16 protein-coding genes are annotated in these 15965 nt (G+C 69.1%); 3 read left to right on the plus strand and 13 right to left on the minus strand.

The features are described from left to right. Positions 1–94: 94 nt before the first annotated feature. From trpA to trpB, 3 genes are read right to left on the minus strand one after another with little or no spacing between them, the layout of a single operon-like run. Positions 95–907, minus strand: coding sequence for a tryptophan synthase subunit alpha (trpA, locus tag ACPEH1_RS04065; RefSeq protein ID WP_017354648.1), 813 nt, complete (start codon positions 905–907; stop codon positions 95–97). A gap of 1 nt (position 908) precedes the next feature. After that, positions 909–1607, minus strand: a complete 699-nt coding sequence (locus ACPEH1_RS04070) for a hypothetical protein (protein ID WP_017354647.1) — start codon at positions 1605–1607, stop codon at positions 909–911. Next, on the minus strand, positions 1604–2830 hold the full coding sequence (gene trpB, locus ACPEH1_RS04075) for a tryptophan synthase subunit beta (RefSeq protein WP_017354646.1): 1227 nt from the start codon (positions 2828–2830) through the stop codon (positions 1604–1606). Before trpB ends, ACPEH1_RS04070 begins: the two co-directional genes overlap by 4 nt. Before the next feature lie 95 nt (positions 2831–2925). Here trpB and ACPEH1_RS04080 point away from each other — a divergent pair, with 95 nt between their 5' ends. After that, positions 2926–3813, plus strand: a complete 888-nt coding sequence (locus tag ACPEH1_RS04080; protein WP_017354645.1) for a LysR family transcriptional regulator — start codon at positions 2926–2928, stop codon at positions 3811–3813. A 52-nt stretch (positions 3814–3865) separates the two neighbouring features. Here ACPEH1_RS04080 and ACPEH1_RS04085 read toward each other — a convergent pair whose 3' ends face one another. From ACPEH1_RS04085 to prmB, 8 genes are all read right to left on the minus strand, one after another. Continuing rightward, positions 3866–4522, minus strand: a complete 657-nt coding sequence (locus tag ACPEH1_RS04085) for a phosphoribosylanthranilate isomerase (RefSeq protein WP_017354644.1) — start codon at positions 4520–4522, stop codon at positions 3866–3868. Then, positions 4519–5292 (minus strand): tRNA pseudouridine(38-40) synthase TruA, encoded by a 774-nt coding sequence (gene truA / locus ACPEH1_RS04090; protein ID WP_017354643.1) that lies wholly within the window; start codon positions 5290–5292, stop codon positions 4519–4521. Before truA ends, ACPEH1_RS04085 begins: the two co-directional genes overlap by 4 nt. Positions 5293–5372: 80 nt before the next feature. Then, positions 5373–7286, minus strand: coding sequence for a FimV/HubP family polar landmark protein (locus tag ACPEH1_RS04095; protein ID WP_313241791.1), 1914 nt, complete (start codon positions 7284–7286; stop codon positions 5373–5375). 88 nt (positions 7287–7374) lie between these two features. Next, a complete protein-coding gene (locus ACPEH1_RS04100) occupies positions 7375–8400 on the minus strand; it encodes an aspartate-semialdehyde dehydrogenase (RefSeq protein WP_017354297.1) in 1026 nt (341 codons plus the stop codon). A gap of 148 nt (positions 8401–8548) precedes the next feature. Further along, complete coding sequence (locus ACPEH1_RS04105; RefSeq protein ID WP_423715311.1) at positions 8549–9604, minus strand: 2-hydroxyacid dehydrogenase; 1056 nt, start codon at positions 9602–9604, stop codon at positions 8549–8551. Further along, positions 9597–10700, minus strand: a complete 1104-nt coding sequence (gene aroC, locus ACPEH1_RS04110; RefSeq protein WP_017354299.1) for a chorismate synthase — start codon at positions 10698–10700, stop codon at positions 9597–9599. The genes ACPEH1_RS04105 and aroC overlap by 8 nt, the downstream gene beginning before the upstream one ends. Further along, positions 10690–11202 (minus strand): hypothetical protein, encoded by a 513-nt coding sequence (locus tag ACPEH1_RS04115; RefSeq protein ID WP_136003209.1) that lies wholly within the window; start codon positions 11200–11202, stop codon positions 10690–10692. Before ACPEH1_RS04115 ends, aroC begins: the two co-directional genes overlap by 11 nt. Next, complete coding sequence (gene prmB / locus ACPEH1_RS04120) at positions 11192–12118, minus strand: 50S ribosomal protein L3 N(5)-glutamine methyltransferase (RefSeq protein ID WP_017354301.1); 927 nt, start codon at positions 12116–12118, stop codon at positions 11192–11194. Before prmB ends, ACPEH1_RS04115 begins: the two co-directional genes overlap by 11 nt. 225 nt (positions 12119–12343) lie before the next feature. Here prmB and ACPEH1_RS04125 point away from each other — a divergent pair, with 225 nt between their 5' ends. Further along, complete coding sequence (locus ACPEH1_RS04125; RefSeq protein ID WP_423715312.1) at positions 12344–12994, plus strand: SCO family protein; 651 nt, start codon at positions 12344–12346, stop codon at positions 12992–12994. Beyond that, the gene (gene asd, locus ACPEH1_RS04130; protein WP_313241789.1) at positions 12991–13833 is read left to right on the plus strand and encodes an archaetidylserine decarboxylase; all 843 of its coding nucleotides are present in this window, start codon (positions 12991–12993) and stop codon (positions 13831–13833) included. Before ACPEH1_RS04125 ends, asd begins: the two co-directional genes overlap by 4 nt. Positions 13834–13897: 64 nt before the next feature. On the opposite strand, the gene ACPEH1_RS04135 is transcribed toward asd, so the two are convergent. Continuing rightward, positions 13898–14239: a ribonuclease E inhibitor RraB gene (locus ACPEH1_RS04135; RefSeq protein WP_017354304.1), complete on the minus strand. Its 342-nt coding sequence runs from the start codon at positions 14237–14239 to the stop codon at positions 13898–13900. Between the two features lie 65 nt (positions 14240–14304). Beyond that, positions 14305–15915 (minus strand): transglycosylase SLT domain-containing protein, encoded by a 1611-nt coding sequence (locus ACPEH1_RS04140; RefSeq protein ID WP_153165191.1) that lies wholly within the window; start codon positions 15913–15915, stop codon positions 14305–14307. Positions 15916–15965 lie beyond the last annotated feature (50 nt).

Raw genomic sequence — 15965 nt, forward strand, 5'->3', positions numbered from 1 at the left:
CACCCGTACGGTGCCCGGGACCCCCTGCCCGTGCAGTAAAGCGGGCGTGAAAACCGTGCTGGGGCGTACGTTCGAGGGGGCGCGGCGGCCGGCGTTACCGCACGTCCAGCGCCTCGCGCAGCGGTTGCAGGAACGTCCGGGCCACGTGCGCGGCGGCAGCGGCATCACCGGTCCCGGCCAGGGCGGCAACCAGGGCGCTGCCGACCACGACACCATCGGCCTCCACCGCCATCGCCGCCGCACTGGCCGCATCCTTGATGCCGAAACCGGCCACCACCGGCACGTGGGAGCGCTGGCGCAGGTCGCGCAGGCGGGCGCTGGCGGCGCTGCTGTCCAGGCGGTCGGATGCACCGGTGACGCCGGCGAAGCTGACGTAGTACAGGTAGCCCTGGGCCATCGTGGACAGGGTGTCCAGCCGTGCATCGGCGGTGGTCGGCGAGGCCAGCAGGATCAGGGCCAGGCCTGCGGCCGCGAAGATGCTGCGGGTTTCGTCGGCCTCTTCCGGCGGCAGGTCCACCAGCAGCACACCGTCCACGCCGGCGCGGATCGCCGCCTCGGCAAAGCGTGCGGTGCCGTGGATCTCGACCGGATTCAGATACCCCATCAGTACCACCGGGGTGGCAGCGTCGTCATGGCGGAAGGCAGCCACGGTCTCCAGTACGTAGCGCAGCCCTGCACCACGCGCCAAGGCGCGCTCGGAGCTGCGCTGGATGGTCGGTCCGTCGGCCATCGGGTCGGAGAACGGGACGCCCAGTTCGATCACGTCCGCCCCCGCGGCAGCCAATGCGTGCATGACCGGCACGGTCGCCTCCAGGCCCGGGTCACCCGCGGTGATGAAAGGAATCAGCGCCTTGCGGCCGGAGGCGCGCAGACGGGCAAAACAGGCATCGATACGGTCCACACTCATGTCAGGCACATCCTTCGAACGTTTCAACGGCGCCGCTGGCGCCCCAGTACATCTTCGTTATCGCCCCATCGACGATCTCCAGCCGGATCGCCAGATCCGAGCCCGGGTCCTGCCAGGTGAGGTACTCGCCCGCGTCAGGGACATAGGCATGCGGCTGCACGGTGCTGCCGCCGGGCAGGCGCCGCAGGGCGTCTTCGCGCGACATGCCCAGGCGCAGCCCGAACGGCCCGGGCTGGGTGATGGTCTCGCCCGATCCGTCCAGCAACGCCAGGTCGAAACGCAGTACGTGCTCATCCTGGACCATCATCGAAACGCCCTCGGGCAGACTGCCGCGCTCATAGAACTCGCAGCTGCCGGGCGCCCCGCCCTCGCTCAGACCCGCCGAATGCCACTGGTCATCGGCATCGGTCACGCTGAAGCGCTGCCCGATCACGATGTCGCCGGCATGGTCCAGGGCGACCGAGACCACCGCCGGAGCCGCGGCGTCGGGGGCAACCGGCTCGACGGCCGGTTCGGGCGCCGGGTCGTCCTCGATCGGGCGGTTGGCAATGTCGTCTTCGTTGCTTGCCGGCATCCGTGCCGGTGCGATCGCCGCGGGCGCCGCAGGCGCGGCCGGCAGCACCGGCGGGTCCGGCGGGGTACAGCCGGTCAGGCCGACCACGATCAGCAGCGCACTTCCCTGGCGCAGCAGGGGGGTCACAGCATCAGACCCTCGCGCGCGGCGATGGTGTGCACGTCCTTGTCGCCCCGACCGGACAGATTGCACAGCACCAGCTTGTCGCTGGGCAGCGCGCGCGCCAGCTTGATCGCCTGGGCGACCGCGTGGCTGGATTCCAGCGCGGCGAGGATGCCCTCGCTGTGGGCCAGTTGATGGAACGCGGCCAATGCTTCGTCGTCGGTGATACCGACATACTCGGCGCGACCGGCATCGGCCAGGAAGGCGTGCTCCGGGCCCACGCCGGGGTAGTCCAGGCCGGCTGAAACCGAGTGGGTTTCGATGATCTGCCCGTCGTCGTCGCAGATCACATAAGTGCGGTTGCCATGCAGCACGCCCGGGCGGCCGGCCGCGATCGAGGCCGCATGACGACCGGTTTCAATGCCGTCACCGGCGGCCTCGGCGCCGACGATGCGCACATCGCGATCGTTGAGGAAAGCATGGAACAGGCCGATCGCGTTGCTGCCACCGCCCACGCAGGCGGTGATCGCATCGGGCAGGCGGCCGTAGTCGGTGAGCATCTGCGCGCGCGCTTCGCGCCCGACGATGGCGTTGAAATCACGCACCATGCGCGGATACGGGTCCGGCCCGGCGACGGTACCGATGATGTAGAAGGTATCGCGCACGTTGGTGACCCAGTCGCGCATCGCTTCATTGAGCGCGTCCTTGAGCGTGGCCGACCCGGAGGTGACCGGCACCACCGTCGCGCCCAGCAGCTTCATGCGGTAGACGTTGATCTTCTGCCGCTCGATGTCGGTGGCGCCCATGTACACCACGCATTCCAGGCCCAGCCGCGCCGCCACGGTGGCGCTGGCGACGCCATGCTGGCCGGCACCGGTCTCGGCGATGATGCGCTTCTTGCCCATGCGCGCGGCCAACAGCGCCTGGCCGATGGTGTTGTTGATCTTGTGCGCGCCGGTGTGGTTCAGGTCCTCGCGCTTGAGCAGGATCTGTGCGCCACCGACCTGACGGCTGAGGCGTTCGGCGTGGTAGATCGGACTCGGCCGGCCCACGTAGTGGGTGAGGTCCTTGTCGTAGGCGGCGATAAAGGCCGGATCGCGGCGCGCCTCGTCATAGGCGGCGGCCAGCTCCTGCAGCGGCCCGATCAGGGTTTCGGCGACGAAGCTGCCGCCGTAACGGCCGAAATGCCCCTGGGCATCCGGATAGGCATGGAAATCGGCGATGGGGGATGCGGGGGTGGAGGACATGGCGCGACAACCGGTGGAGACAGGCTGACACTTTAACGCACGGGTCATGACAGTAATATCGACAATATCTGCCATGACCTGTCAGGAAAACTCACATGATCACCTCCCCCCTGCCCCCGCTCAACGCCCTGCGCAGTTTCGAGGCAACGGCCCGGCTCGGCGGCGTGGGCCGCGCGGCCGCGTCGCTGCACGTGACGCATGGGGCAATCAGCCGCCAGTTGCGCGTGCTGGAAGACGTCCTGGGCGTGGCCCTGTTCGTGCGCGACGGCCGCGGACTGCGGCTGACCCCCGCCGGCACCGTGCTGCAGACCGCCTGTGAGGGCGCTTTCGCGCAGATCCGCGACGCGGTTGCGGTGATCAGTCGCGAGCAACGGCCGGGGCCGCTGGTGCTCGGCTGCAGTGGCAGCATTCTGGCGCGCTGGATGATTCCGCGGCTGCAGGCACTGCAGGCTGCCCTGCCCGGGCTGCCGCTGCACTGGTCGGCGCAGGATGGCAGCTTCACCGCCGACCAGCAGGCGCTGGATGCCATCCTGCTGCTGGCGCAACCGCCGTGGCCCCGCGGCTGGCGGGTGCGCGCACTGGCACCGGAACGGGTCGGCGTGGTGGTGAGTCCGCAGCACCCTGCCGCTGCGCGCCTGCGCGGGAAGCCGCCGCACGCGTTGCTGGACGAAACGCTCCTGCAGACCACCTCACGCCCGCAGGCGTGGCCGGCGTGGGCAACGTCGCAGGGACTGGACCCGGCGCGCCTGCAACTGGGCACCGGGTTCGAGCATCTGTACTACCTGCTGGAAGCGGCCGTGGCCGGGCTGGGCGTGGCGATCGCCCCCGAACCGCTGGTGGCCGACGACCTGGCGGCAGGGCGGCTGCTCGCACCGTGGGGGTTCGCCGCCACCGGCGGCTTCTGGGTGCTGGCAACGCCGGAGGGGACCCAGGATGCGCGGGTGGACGCCTTGGCGGACTGGTTGGCCGGACAACTGACGTGAACCGGTCTCCCGGCCCACGGTCGGGCGCTGCCGTCGAATGCCGCCGTGGAGGCTAATCCGCCTCGTGGCAGTCGGCGCGGCGCACTTCCTCGACGAACTTGCGCATCTTGTAGCCGTCCTTGATGCCCGGTTCGGTTTCGATGCCGCTGGACACATCCACACCCCACGGCAGGGTGGCGACGATGGCATCGAATACGTTGTCCGGGGTGATGCCACCGGCCAGCAGGAAGGGACGGTGCAGGCCGGTGGGCAGACGTGTCCAGTCGAACGCGACGCCGGTGCCGCCGCCACCGCCCGGTGCGTGGCTGTCGAACAGGAAGCCGGCCGCGCCGGGATAGCGCAGCTGCAGCTGACGGGCGTTGACGTCGTCGCGCCCGCCCATCGCCACGGCCTTCAGATAGGGCATGTTGAAGCTGCGGCAGAACGACTCGTCCTCGTCGCCGTGGAACTGCAGCAGGGTTGGCCGCACGGTACGCAGCACTTCGCGGACTTCCTCCTTGGTGTTGTCACGGAACAGCGCGACCACGTCCACCATCGGCGCGATGGCCTGGCGCATTGCGCGGGCCTCAGCCGGCGCGACGCGGCGTCTGCTCTCGCGGGCAAAGATGAAGCCGACCGCGTCCACGCCCAGCTCGCCGGCCAGGCGGACGTCGCCGGCCCGGGTCATGCCGCAGAACTTGATGCGGGTGCGATAGAAGGAGCGGCTCATAAGGTGACCTCGGCGGGCAGATGCCAGTTGTCGGGATACAGGGGGCCAACGAACACCAGTCCCTGCGGGGGGGCGGTGGGACCGGCCACGGTGCGGTCCTGGCCAGCCAGCAGCTCGGCCATCCACGACACCGGCTTGTCCCCACAACCGATCAGAATCAGTGAGCCGACGATATTGCGCACCATGTGATGAAGGAATGCATTGGCCTGAACGCAGACCTCCACCACCTCATCGTGGCGGACCACGCTGATCGCCTGGAGCTCGCGGCGGGCATGCAGGGCCTCGCACTGGATGCTGCGGAAGGCACTGAAGTCGTTCTCGCCCAGCAGCGCCTGGCCAGCCGCGTGCATCAGCCCGGCGTCCAGCGGGCGACGTTCCCAGCTCAGGGTCTGGCGGTACAGCGCCGGCCGCACCTGACGGTTGAGCAGCCGATAGCGGTAGCGCCGCGCCCGGGCCGAGAAGCGTGCGTGGAAGTCGTCGGCCACCGGCACGCACCAGCGCACGGCGATCGAACGCGGCAACCGGGTCGTGGTGCCCAAGGTCCACCCGCGCGGATCGCGCACCACGTCGGTATCGAAATGGACCACCTGGCATTCGCCGTGCACGCCGGCATCGGTGCGGCCGGCGCACGTCACCTGGATCGGTGCATCGGCCACCGAGGACAACGCCTCCTGCAGGCTGGCCTGCACGCTGGGACACCCACTCTCGCCCAGCTGCTGCCAGCCCTTGTACTCACTGCCGTCGTATTCCACGCCCAACGCGTAGCGCATGCTCAACCTCTGTTTCGTCGGGGAACCGGGCCGGCGTCGGCCCGGGAATCAAGCGGGGAAACGACGGGCAAACGCGTCGTTCATCCCAGGCGCGCCAGCAGCTCGCGCGCTTCGGCCTGCATGTGCGGGTCCGCGCCCACGGCGACTTCCTGCAGCAGCGTGCGCGCGGTTTCGGCGTCGCCCAGGTCCAGGTAGGCGATCGCCAGCTCCAGGCGGTCGCGTCCCGGCGCGGGCCCGAACACGGTGCCATCGGCAGGCGCGTCCCCTGCCTCGATCGCATCGTGGCCTGCGGCGGCGATGTCCGTCGGGTCGGCGTCGGACACCGGCTCGGCCGGGTACTCGAACACGCCACGGAAGGACGGCTGCGCCGCCGCTTCCAGCGCATGCGCCGGCGGGCCCGGCAGCACCGGCGCGGCCTCGGGCGCGGCCTCGGCGACCACCTCGTCCTCGTCCACGGCCGGGCTGTCGCCGGTCACCGGCGCCAGCGCGAACACCGGCTCGCGGCGCAGGTCGTCGGCCAGCGGCGCTTCGTCCAGCGCGGCGACGTGTACGTTGTCGTCTTCGTCGGCCAGGCGCTGCTGCGCGGCCAGCTCATCCACGTAATCGGCGGCCGGCACGGCGGCGGCAAGTGCGGCACCGTCAAGGCCGTCACGCGACAGCGGCGGCAACGGTGAGGCTTTGCGACGGCGACCGAAGAGCCAGCCGACCACGCCCAGCACCAGGACGACCAGACCCAGCCAGTACCACCCACCCCCACTGCTGTCGCGTGGCGACGGCGCCTGCGCAAGACGCTGCTGGGCAGCCGCCAGGTCGCTGTCCTTCATTGCGATGAGTGACTGCTGCTGGGTCTTGAGCTTCTCCAGTTCGGCCACCCGGTTGCGCAGCTCCTGGATCTCGGCATCGCGGGTGGCGACATCTTCCTTGGCCTGACGCAGTTGTTCGTTGCCCAGCATGTCACCCTCACTGCCGGCGGCGGTGCCGGTGGTTGTTCCTGCGGTGTGGTCGGCAGCGGCGACGGCCGGCGCGATTTCCAGACGGGCCCCCTGGCGCGGCGGCGTGGCAGCGGCAGCGCTGGCAGGGGCCGGTGCACTGGCGGCGGTGTCGGCCGGCTGCGGAATCGCTGCGCGCGACTGGCGCCACTGGGCGGTATGTTCACGCACGATCGCAGCCGCCTCGCCGGGATCGATGGCCGCGCCGCCGTTGCCGGCCGGACCGCGCAGCACCGCGCCCTGCTTGAGCAGGTTGACGTTGCCACGGATGAAGGCCTCGGGGTTGGCGCGCAGCAGCGCGATCATCGCCTGGTCGCGGCTGACGCCCTGCTCGCGTGCGACTGTCGCGGCGATCTGCGACAGCGTCTGGCCGCGCTGGACGGTAATGCCCTCGGCGCCCAGGGCGGCCGGGGCCGGCGGACGGTTGACGGTGGGGCGCGGTGCGGCCGCCGCCGTCCGCGGCGCGGGGGCCGCCGCAGCAGCGGCCGGCGGCACCACGGCTGGCGCAGGGGCCGGCTCACGCACGATGGCATTGGACAGGGCGCCGGCAGGCGCGACGATCTCCGGCTCGGCAACGGCGGCGGCGCTGTTGGGCGCATCGACCAGCGCCGAATACTCGCGCACCAGCCTGCCCTGCCCCCAATCAGCCTCGATCAGGAAGTTCAGCGACGCTGTCGCGACCGGCGCATGGCTGCTTACGCGGACCACGGCCCGGCCCTGCGCATTGCGGGTCAGCTCGAACTGCAGCTCGCTGACCAGGCCACTGGGCGGTTCCAGCCCGACGCGGGCGAAGGTGGCCGGCGACGCCAGCGAGACCCGAAGCTGTTCCAGTTCCGCTGGATCGGCCGAAATCACCGGAATCTCTGCCAGGAGTGGCTGGCCGGGCTTGGACAGCACACGGATATCGCCCAGGCCGAGGGCCAGGGCGGAGCTGCTGGCCAGGGCCAGCAGCAGCGTCGACACATACTTGAGCGGGCGCAATGCGCCCGGAGCCCGGTTCTTCATGGCGGCCAATATAACGGCTCCCCCCGTGATCGGCGATGATTCATGTGGTGCGGTCGGCGGCATCCCCATGCCGCCGCCGCCCACCCGCTCAACCTTCGGCGGCAACCAGCTCGGCCAACTGCACGGCGTTGAGCGCAGCGCCCTTGCGGATGTTGTCCGACACGATCCACAGGTTGAGTCCGCGCGGATGCGACAGATCCTCGCGGATGCGGCCGACATACACCGCATCGTTGCCCGACGCATGCGTGACCGGCGTCGGATAGCCGCCGGCCTCATGCCGGTCGACCACTTCCACGCCCGGCGAACGCGACAGCAGTTCACGTGCGGCGTCGGGGGTGACCTTGTCACGGGTTTCGATGGTGACCGCTTCGGAGTGACCGTAGAACACCGGCACACGCACGGCGGTGGGGTTCACCAGGATGCTGTCGTCGCCGAGGATCTTGCGGGTCTCCCACACCAGCTTCATTTCTTCCTTGGTGAAGCCGTTGTCCTGGAAGTCGTCGATGTGCGGGATCAGGTTGAAGGCGATCTGCACCGGGAAGCGCTGCGGGTCGATCTCCTGGAAGCTGAGCAGCTGGCCGGTCTGCTTGCCAAGTTCCTCCAACGCCGAACGCCCGCCGCCGGACACCGACTGGTAGGTGGCCACGTTGATGCGCTGGATGCCGTACTGGCGATGCAGCGGAGCCAGCGCCACCAGCATCTGCATGGTCGAGCAGTTCGGATTGGCGATGATGCCGCGGGGACGGTTCTTCAATGCCTCCGGGTTCACTTCGGACACCACCAGCGGCACGTCGTCGTCGTAGCGGAAGGCCGAGGAGTTGTCGATCACCACCGCGCCGGCCGCGGCGAACCTGGGACCGAACTCCTTGGAGACGCTGCCACCGGCCGAGAACAGCGCGATATCCACGCCGGTCGGATCGAAATCGGACAGGTCCTGGACCTTGATCTTCTCGCCCTTGTACTCGATCTCGCCGCCGGCCGAGCGCGAGGACGCGAGCAGGCTCAGGGTGGCGATCGGGAAATCACGCTCGGCCAGGATGGCCAGCATGGTTTCGCCGACAGCACCGGTGGCACCGACGACGGCGACGTGGAAACGACGATCAGGGTTGTTCATGGGGAACCTCGTGTGATGGGGTGCCGACCCAGGGCCGGCACTGTCGTGTCTGTTTGAAGGGCGTACCGGCCGACGGTCGGTACCTGCCCGCTGTGCAGGGAACGCGGAGTGGGTTCGGGGAACCTCGCGTGATGGACGCGGCGGTTCCCTATCGTTTTGCGTCGTCGGTTTTCTTGGCGCCCACGAAAGCCGCGCCGGCACGGGCAGCGTGCACGGCGCCGGCGTTGATCGCGCTTGGCGGACGCCCGGCATGGGGTCCCTTGTCCAGCGCGGCCGTCAGGTTCTCCACGGCCAGCTGCACCATCGCCCGGCGCGTGGCCTGGCTGGCGCTGCCGATGTGCGGGGTAAGCACCACGTTGCGCAGGGCCAGCAGTTCCGGACGGACCGTGGGCTCGCCGTCGAACACGTCCAGCCCGGCGGCCGCCAGGCGGCCATTGGCCAGCGCATCGGCCAGTGCCAGCTCGTCAACGATGCCGCCACGCGCGATGTTGACCAGGGTGGCGCCCGGCTTCATCTTCGCCAGGGCGGCCGCATCGATGATGTGATGCGAGGCGGCGCTGTACGGCAATACCAGTACCAGGTGGTCGGCCTGTGCCAGCAGCGTGTCCAGGTCGACGTACGTCGCGCCGACCTCGGCCTCGGTGGCCTCCGGCAGGCGTGACCGGTTGTGGTACAGCACACGCATGCCAAAGCCCAGGGCGCCGCGGCGGGCGATGCCCTGGCCGATGCGGCCCATGCCGAGGATGCCCAGCGTGCTGCCGTGGATGTCCGCGCCGAGCATGGTCCGGAACGACCACTGCCCCCACTGGCCCTCACGCAGCCAGCGCTCGGACTCGGTGATGCGGCGGGCGGCGGCCATCAACAGTGCGAAACCGAGATCGGCGGTGGTCTCGGTCAGCACGTCCGGGGTGTTGCTGGCCAGGATGCCGGCGGCGCTGAGCGCGTCGACATCCAGGTTGTTGTAACCCACCCCGACATTGGCGATCGCACGCAACCGCGGGGCGTTGGCGATCTCGGCCGCGCCGATGCGTTCGTTGAGGGTGATCAGCGCGCCGTCGGCACCTGCCAGCCGCGCGGCCAGCTGCGGTGGCGTGTAGCGGGTGACCTCGGCGGTCATGTCCAGGTCGAAGTACTGCCCGAGCCGTTCGACGACATCGTCGAACAGCGGCTGGCTGACCCAGACCCTCGGACGCGGATCAGCCATCGATGCTGCCCGGGATGCGCGGCGCGACCTCGCCCACGTCGCCGCACTGGGCCCGATGACGCAGGGCCTGGTCCATCAGCACCAGCGCCATCATCGCCTCGGCGATCGGGGTGGCGCGGATGCCCACGCAGGGATCGTGACGGCCGGTGGTGATCACCTCCACGGCCGCGCCGCTGGCGTCCACCGTGGCACCGGGCAGGCGCAGGCTGGAGGTCGGCTTGAGCACGATCGAGGCGGTGACCTGCTGGCCGGTGGAGATGCCGCCGAGGATGCCCCCGGCATGGTTGCTGGCGAAGCCGTCGGGGGTGATCAGGTCGCGGTGCCCGGTGCCCTTCTGGGCTGCGCTGGCGAAACCGTCGCCGATCTCCACGCCCTTGACCGCGTTGATGCTCATCAGCGCAGCGGCCAGTTCGCCGTCGAGCTTGCCGTAGATCGGTTCGCCCCAACCCGGCGGCACGCCATCGGCGACGACGTTGACGCGCGCGCCGACCGAATCGCCGGACTTGCGCAGGGCATCCATGTAGCTTTCCAGTGCGGGCACCTGCCCGGCCACCGGCCAGAAGAACGGGTTGTCTTCCACGGCCGACCAGTCGAAGCCGGTCGGCGTGATCTCGCCCAGCTGCGACAGGTAACCGCGTACGCGCACGCCATAGCGCTGCAGAAGCCATTTCTTGGCGATCACGCCGGCGGCCACGCGCATGGTGGTTTCGCGTGCGGACGAGCGACCGCCGCCGCGCGGGTCGCGGATGCCGTACTTCTGCCAGTAGCTGTAGTCGGCGTGGCCGGGACGGAACTGCTGGGCGATGTTGCTGTAGTCCTTGCTGCGCTGGTCGGTGTTGCGGATCAGCAGCGCGATCGGGGTACCGGTGGTACGCCCTTCGTAGACGCCGGACAGGATTTCCACGGCGTCTTCTTCGCGACGCGCGGAGGTATGCCGGCTCTTGCCGGTGGCACGGCGCTGCAGATCGTGGACGAATTCCGCAGCGTCGATCTCCAGGCCCGGCGGGCAGCCGTCGATCACGCAGCCGATCGCCGGACCGTGCGATTCGCCGAACGTGGTGACCGAGAGCAGCTTGCCGAAGGTATTACTGGACATGGGATACCGCATGACGGGGGAAGGCGGCGCGCAGAACGCGCGGCAGGTGGCGCACGGCGACGATGGCCGGCAGCAGGGTGAAGCTGAGGATGAACACCGGGCGGCCCCAGCCATCGCGCCAGCCGTCCGGGCTGCTGCCGATGCTGGCAACCACGGTGGCCACGGCGACCGCCAGGCCGATCACCAGCGCGACCGTCAGCGCCCGCGACAGCAGCGGGCGCCGTTGCAGCAGCGTTGCATCGACAATCGCGCAGCAGATCACGGCGGCGCCGCCAAGCAGGGCCGAGACGCCGTAGACCAGGCCCTTGAGGTGGTACCAGAGCTGTTCGCCGGGTGCGGCGGCATAACGGCAGTGCATCGTGTCGCCGCTGAAACAGGCGACGCCGCTCTGCAGGGACATCATCACGATGATCAGCGCGAACGGCAGCAGCAGCGCCAACGGCATCAGCAGGGCCAGATCGGCCCAGCGGATGCGCGCGGCGACGGCCGGCCTATCGGGCATTGGCCAGCTCGGTGATGCGGGTGCTGTGGGCGATGAGCTCGCGGCACTCGACGGCGAAGATGCCCATCTGGCCGACCTTGAACTCGATCCAGTTGAAAACCACCTCGGGCAGCAGCTTGGTCAGGTGGCGCTCGGATTCGCCCACCTCGCAGATCAGCAGGCCGTCTTCGCTGAGGTGCAGCGGCGCATCGCGGAGGATCTTCAGCACCAGGTCCAGGCCGTCGTCGCCGGCACGCAGGCCCATCTCCGGCTCGTGGGAGTACTCCGGCGGCAGGGCATCGGTCTCGTCGTTGGTGACGTACGGGGGGTTGGTGACGATCAGGTCGTAGTGACGGCCGGTGAGGCCGTTGAACAGGTCGGACTTGATCAGGGTGACGTTGTGGGCGTCGAGGCGTTCCTTGTTCTCGGCGGCCAGGGCCAGGGCATCATCGCTGAGGTCCACGCCATCCACCTCCCAATGCGGGTAGTAGTGGCCCATCGCGATGGCGATGCAGCCCGAGCCGGTGCACAGGTCCAGCGCGCGGTGCACGTCACGGCCGGCCAGCCAGGGCTCGAAACCGGTTTCGATCAGTTCGGCGATCGGCGAGCGCGGCACCAGAGCGCGCGGGTCGCTCTTGAAGCTCAGGCCGGCGAACCAGGTCTCCCCGGTGAGGTAGGAGGCGGGCAGGCGCTCGGTGATGCGGCGCTCGAACAGGGCCAGCACCTCGGCCTTCTCCGGCGTGGTCACGCGGGCGGCACCATAGGCCGGGCCAAGGTCATGCGGGAGATGGAGCGTATGCAGGACGAGCTGGGTCGCTTCGTCCAGGGCATTGTCGTAGCTGTGACCGAAGGTCAGCCCGGCGGCGTTGAAACGGCTGGTGCCGTAGCGGATCAGATCGATGATCGTGTGGAGTTCGGCGGCCGTTTCGGCAGTCATGGCGGGGCAACAGACAAAGTGGCCCCCGATTATAGGCGACCCCATGCCGGGCAGCATCCGTTGCAGAAGAAACGGGTGGTGGGGACCCACGCTCTCCCCCTTCCCCCTTGCACCTGCCCTTCATTGCGCGCCAGTCCACCGCCGAGGGAACCCGTCCCGGCCAAAACAACCACCCAGGCCGCCGCCGCCCCTATCATGGTGGCCCCTTCCGGGAACGGGCCTTACATGTTCAATCGCAACGTCGGCATCATCCTGCTCATCGCACTGGCCGCCGGGCTCGGCCTGGTCGTGGCCCAGAAGGTGTTCGCGCCCACGCCGGCCGGCGACCGGCCGGCCACCACGTCGATCACCTTCTATCCGCAGCCGCGGGCCCTGCCCGACTTCAACCTGGGCCAGTCCGACGGCACGCGCCTGATCCCGGGCGAGCTGAAGGGGCATTGGACCCTGGTATTCCTGGGCTTCACCTTCTGCCCCGATGTCTGCCCGACCACCCTGGGCGACCTGGCGCAGGCCCAGAAGCAGTGGGAAGCGCTGCCGGAGACGCTGCGTCCGCGGCTGGTGTTCATCTCCGTCGACCCCGAGCGCGATACGCCGGCCCGCCTGGGCGAGTACGTACATGCGTTCCACAAGGACACCCTGGCCGCTACCGCCGACGTGCCGTCGCTGGAGCGGTTCGCCACCTCCCTGGGCTTCGTGTTCCAGAAGGTGCCCGGCAACCACTTCGATGAGAACCCCGAGGATTACACCGTCGAACACTCGGCCAGCCTGGCCGTACTGGACCCGCAGGGCCGCCTGGCCGGCCTGATCCGCCCTCCCTTCAATGCGCTGGCCATCGCGCGCGACCTGCAACTGCTGACCGAGAAATCCGCCCCATGAGTCTGATGACCACGCTGAGCTACGCCCTGCCCCATCGTCTGCTGTCCTCGATGGCGCGGCGCCTGGCGTATTCCAGCAATCCGCGCATCTCGCGCTGGCTGATCGATACGGTCACCGCCAGGTTCGGCGTGAACCTGGCCGAAGCCGCCAATCCGGACCCGCGCAGCTACGCCACGTTCAACCAGTTCTTCACCCGCGCCCTGAAGCCCGGTGCACGCGTGGCCGATCCCGATCCGCGCACGCTGGTGATGCCGGCCGATGGCCGGATCAGCCAGCTCGGCGCGATCGAGGACGGGCGGATCTTCCAGGCCAAGGGCCAGTCGTTCACGGCCGCCGAACTGCTGGGCGACGCCGCCGATGCCGAGGTCTTCCGCCACGGCCTGTACGCCACCGTGTACCTCTCGCCGAAGGACTACCATCGCGTGCACATGCCGTGGACCGGCACCCTGCGCGAGACGGTGCACGTGCCCGGCCGGCTGTTCAGCGTCGGGCCGGCAGCGGTCAACACGGTGCCGGGGCTGTTCGCCCGCAACGAACGGCTGGTCTGCCATTTCGATACCGACTTCGGGCCGATGGTGTCGGTGATGGTCGGTGCGCTGCTGGTATCGGGCGTGGAAACGGCGTGGGGCGGCGAAGAGATCCCGCGCTATGGCGACACGATCACGCGCAAGGATTACCGCGGCAAGGGCATTACCCTGGCACGGTTCGCGGAGATGGCGCGTTTCAACTACGGCTCCACGGTGATCGTGCTGCTGCCACCAGGCGTGGCCGATTTCGCGCCGCACCTGGACGCCGAGCACGCCGTGCAGCTGGGCCAGGCGCTGGCGACGTTGCGCTGACCCCAACGCAGAACGCCCCGCTCCCGCGGGGCGTTTGCGATGGCGCGCAGCGCCCGACGGGCGGTCAGATCTCGACCGGTCCGACGTCCATGCCGTCGTAGTCTTCCACGCCGTTCTGCTCGGCCAGGGTCTGCAGCTCGTGGTTGCGGGCATCCAGCGAGGCCTCGGTGTGCACCTCGGCGCGCTCCACGTGCAGCACGTGGTACGGCGCCTCGCCCTCCTCCAGCTCCGGCTCGAAGATCTCCACCAGGCTGTAGCCCATCGCGACCAGCTTCTCGGCCAGGCCATTGAGCGGTTCCGGGGTGGTGTTGACGAAGAAGTACCCCCACAGCATCGGGCCGTTGAGGTCCCAGTCTGTGTTTTCGCGGATGTTGGCGAACATCTCGTTGATTGCGGTGATATCCATCCTGCTTCCTTTGTCTGTGTACATGGGGGCCGTGGCGCGTTGCCACGGCCGATGATGGATGTCGGTTACCTGTCGCAGCCCTGCAGCTTGAGCGTCTGGCCGGGGCGCAGCGCGTAGCCCGGCGCCTTGAGGCCATTGGCCCGCGCCAGCGCCGGCAGGTCGCACTGGTACCTGGCGGCGATCCCGCCCAGGGTATCGCCCTTGGCCACCTTGTGGCTGCGCACCGGCTTGGCTTTCGGCTTGGCCGACGCACGCGGCACGGCCACCGGAGCGGTCGGCGTGACCGCCGGAGCGCTGTCCCGTGCTTCGGCGATCGGCACCACGCTGCCCACGGCCACATTGCCGGTGTAGGTGGCGGCCGACGGGCGCACGATGGCGGCGTTGAGGTCGGCGGTGATCAGCGTACGCGCCAGGTCCGCGCGCGGGCCGCTGACGCAGTAGCGGTTGTAAAGCCCGGCGATGCGCGTGGTGGCGTTGATCGTGGTGCCCGCCGGAATCCAGCCGTCCGCTTCGTAACGCGGGTTGAGATTGCGCAGCACGCGCATGTACCCGTCACGCGTGCCGGCGCTGCCCAGGCAGATGGTCAGTTCGTAGATGGTGGTCGACTTGGCCAGGCGCAGAGTGGCCGGCTGCGCGCTGATTTTGGGGAACTCCACACCGTACTGCTGCGGGTGCAGGTAGATCCAGGCCGCCGCAATCACCATCGGCACGTAGTCTTTGGTCTCGCCGGGGAACTGGTTGTAGACGCTGTCGGTCCAGAAGCCCTGGCCCGCGCTCTGGCGATACACCCGCGCCGCACGGCCTTCGCCGCCGTTGTAGGCGGCCAGCGACAGTTCGATGTTCTTGTTGAGCTCGCGCATGCGCTCGTTCATGTACGAGGCACTGGCCTCGGCCGCGCTGCGTGCATCGAAGCGGGTGTCAAAGCCGGTGCCATCCGGGCCGAGCCCGAAACGGCGGCCGGTGGCCGGCATGAACTGCATCAGACCGGCCGCACCGGCGCGTGAGGAGGCGTGCACGCGGCCATTGGATTCCTTGGCCATGATGCCGAACAGCAGCGCCTCGGGCAGGCCACGCTTCTCCCACTCCGGCCACATCACCGCACGCAGGTTCTGGTAGTTCTCATAGCTGGTGAGCAGCGCCGGACGCATATCGGTGAGCCAGCGGCGGATGCCCGCCTGCACGGCCGGGTTGTACTCGACCATGCTGTCGAAGGCGTGGCGCTTGTCGTTCAGCAGCGCGGCCGCGCGCGCCGCTTCGGGCACATCGGCCGCCAGCGGCCCGACGTGGTCCGGATCGGCCTCGAGCAGGACGCCATCGGCAACCACGGCATCGGCGTCTTCGCCCTGGCCATCGGCGGTGTTCTTGAGCAGGCGCTTGTAGGTGGTCAGCAGATTGCTGACCTGGCAGCCCTTCTGGGCCACACAGGCGCTGATCACATCCTCCATGTCCTCCAGCGCCGCATCGGCCTCGTTGCGGCCCTTGGGGTCGGCGTTGGCCACCAGCACCAGCGCGTCGCCGTAGCGCTTCTCCGCCGCTGTCATGCGCTGCTCCAGCGCTTCGATCTTCACCCGGTCGCGGGCCGAGACCCGCTGGGCATGTGCCTCCGGCACCAACGACACCATCGCAGCGAGCGCCAACAAAGGCCAAGCGCGGACAAGCAAGACAGGAACGGGCATTTTTGGCACTGTGTGCGAGAGATGGGGCAGAGTAGCCGCGGCCATCGCAT

It is taken from the genome of Stenotrophomonas sp. NPDC077421 (assembly GCF_049545505.1).
Classification (GTDB): Bacteria; Pseudomonadota; Gammaproteobacteria; order Xanthomonadales; family Xanthomonadaceae; genus Stenotrophomonas; species Stenotrophomonas nematodicola.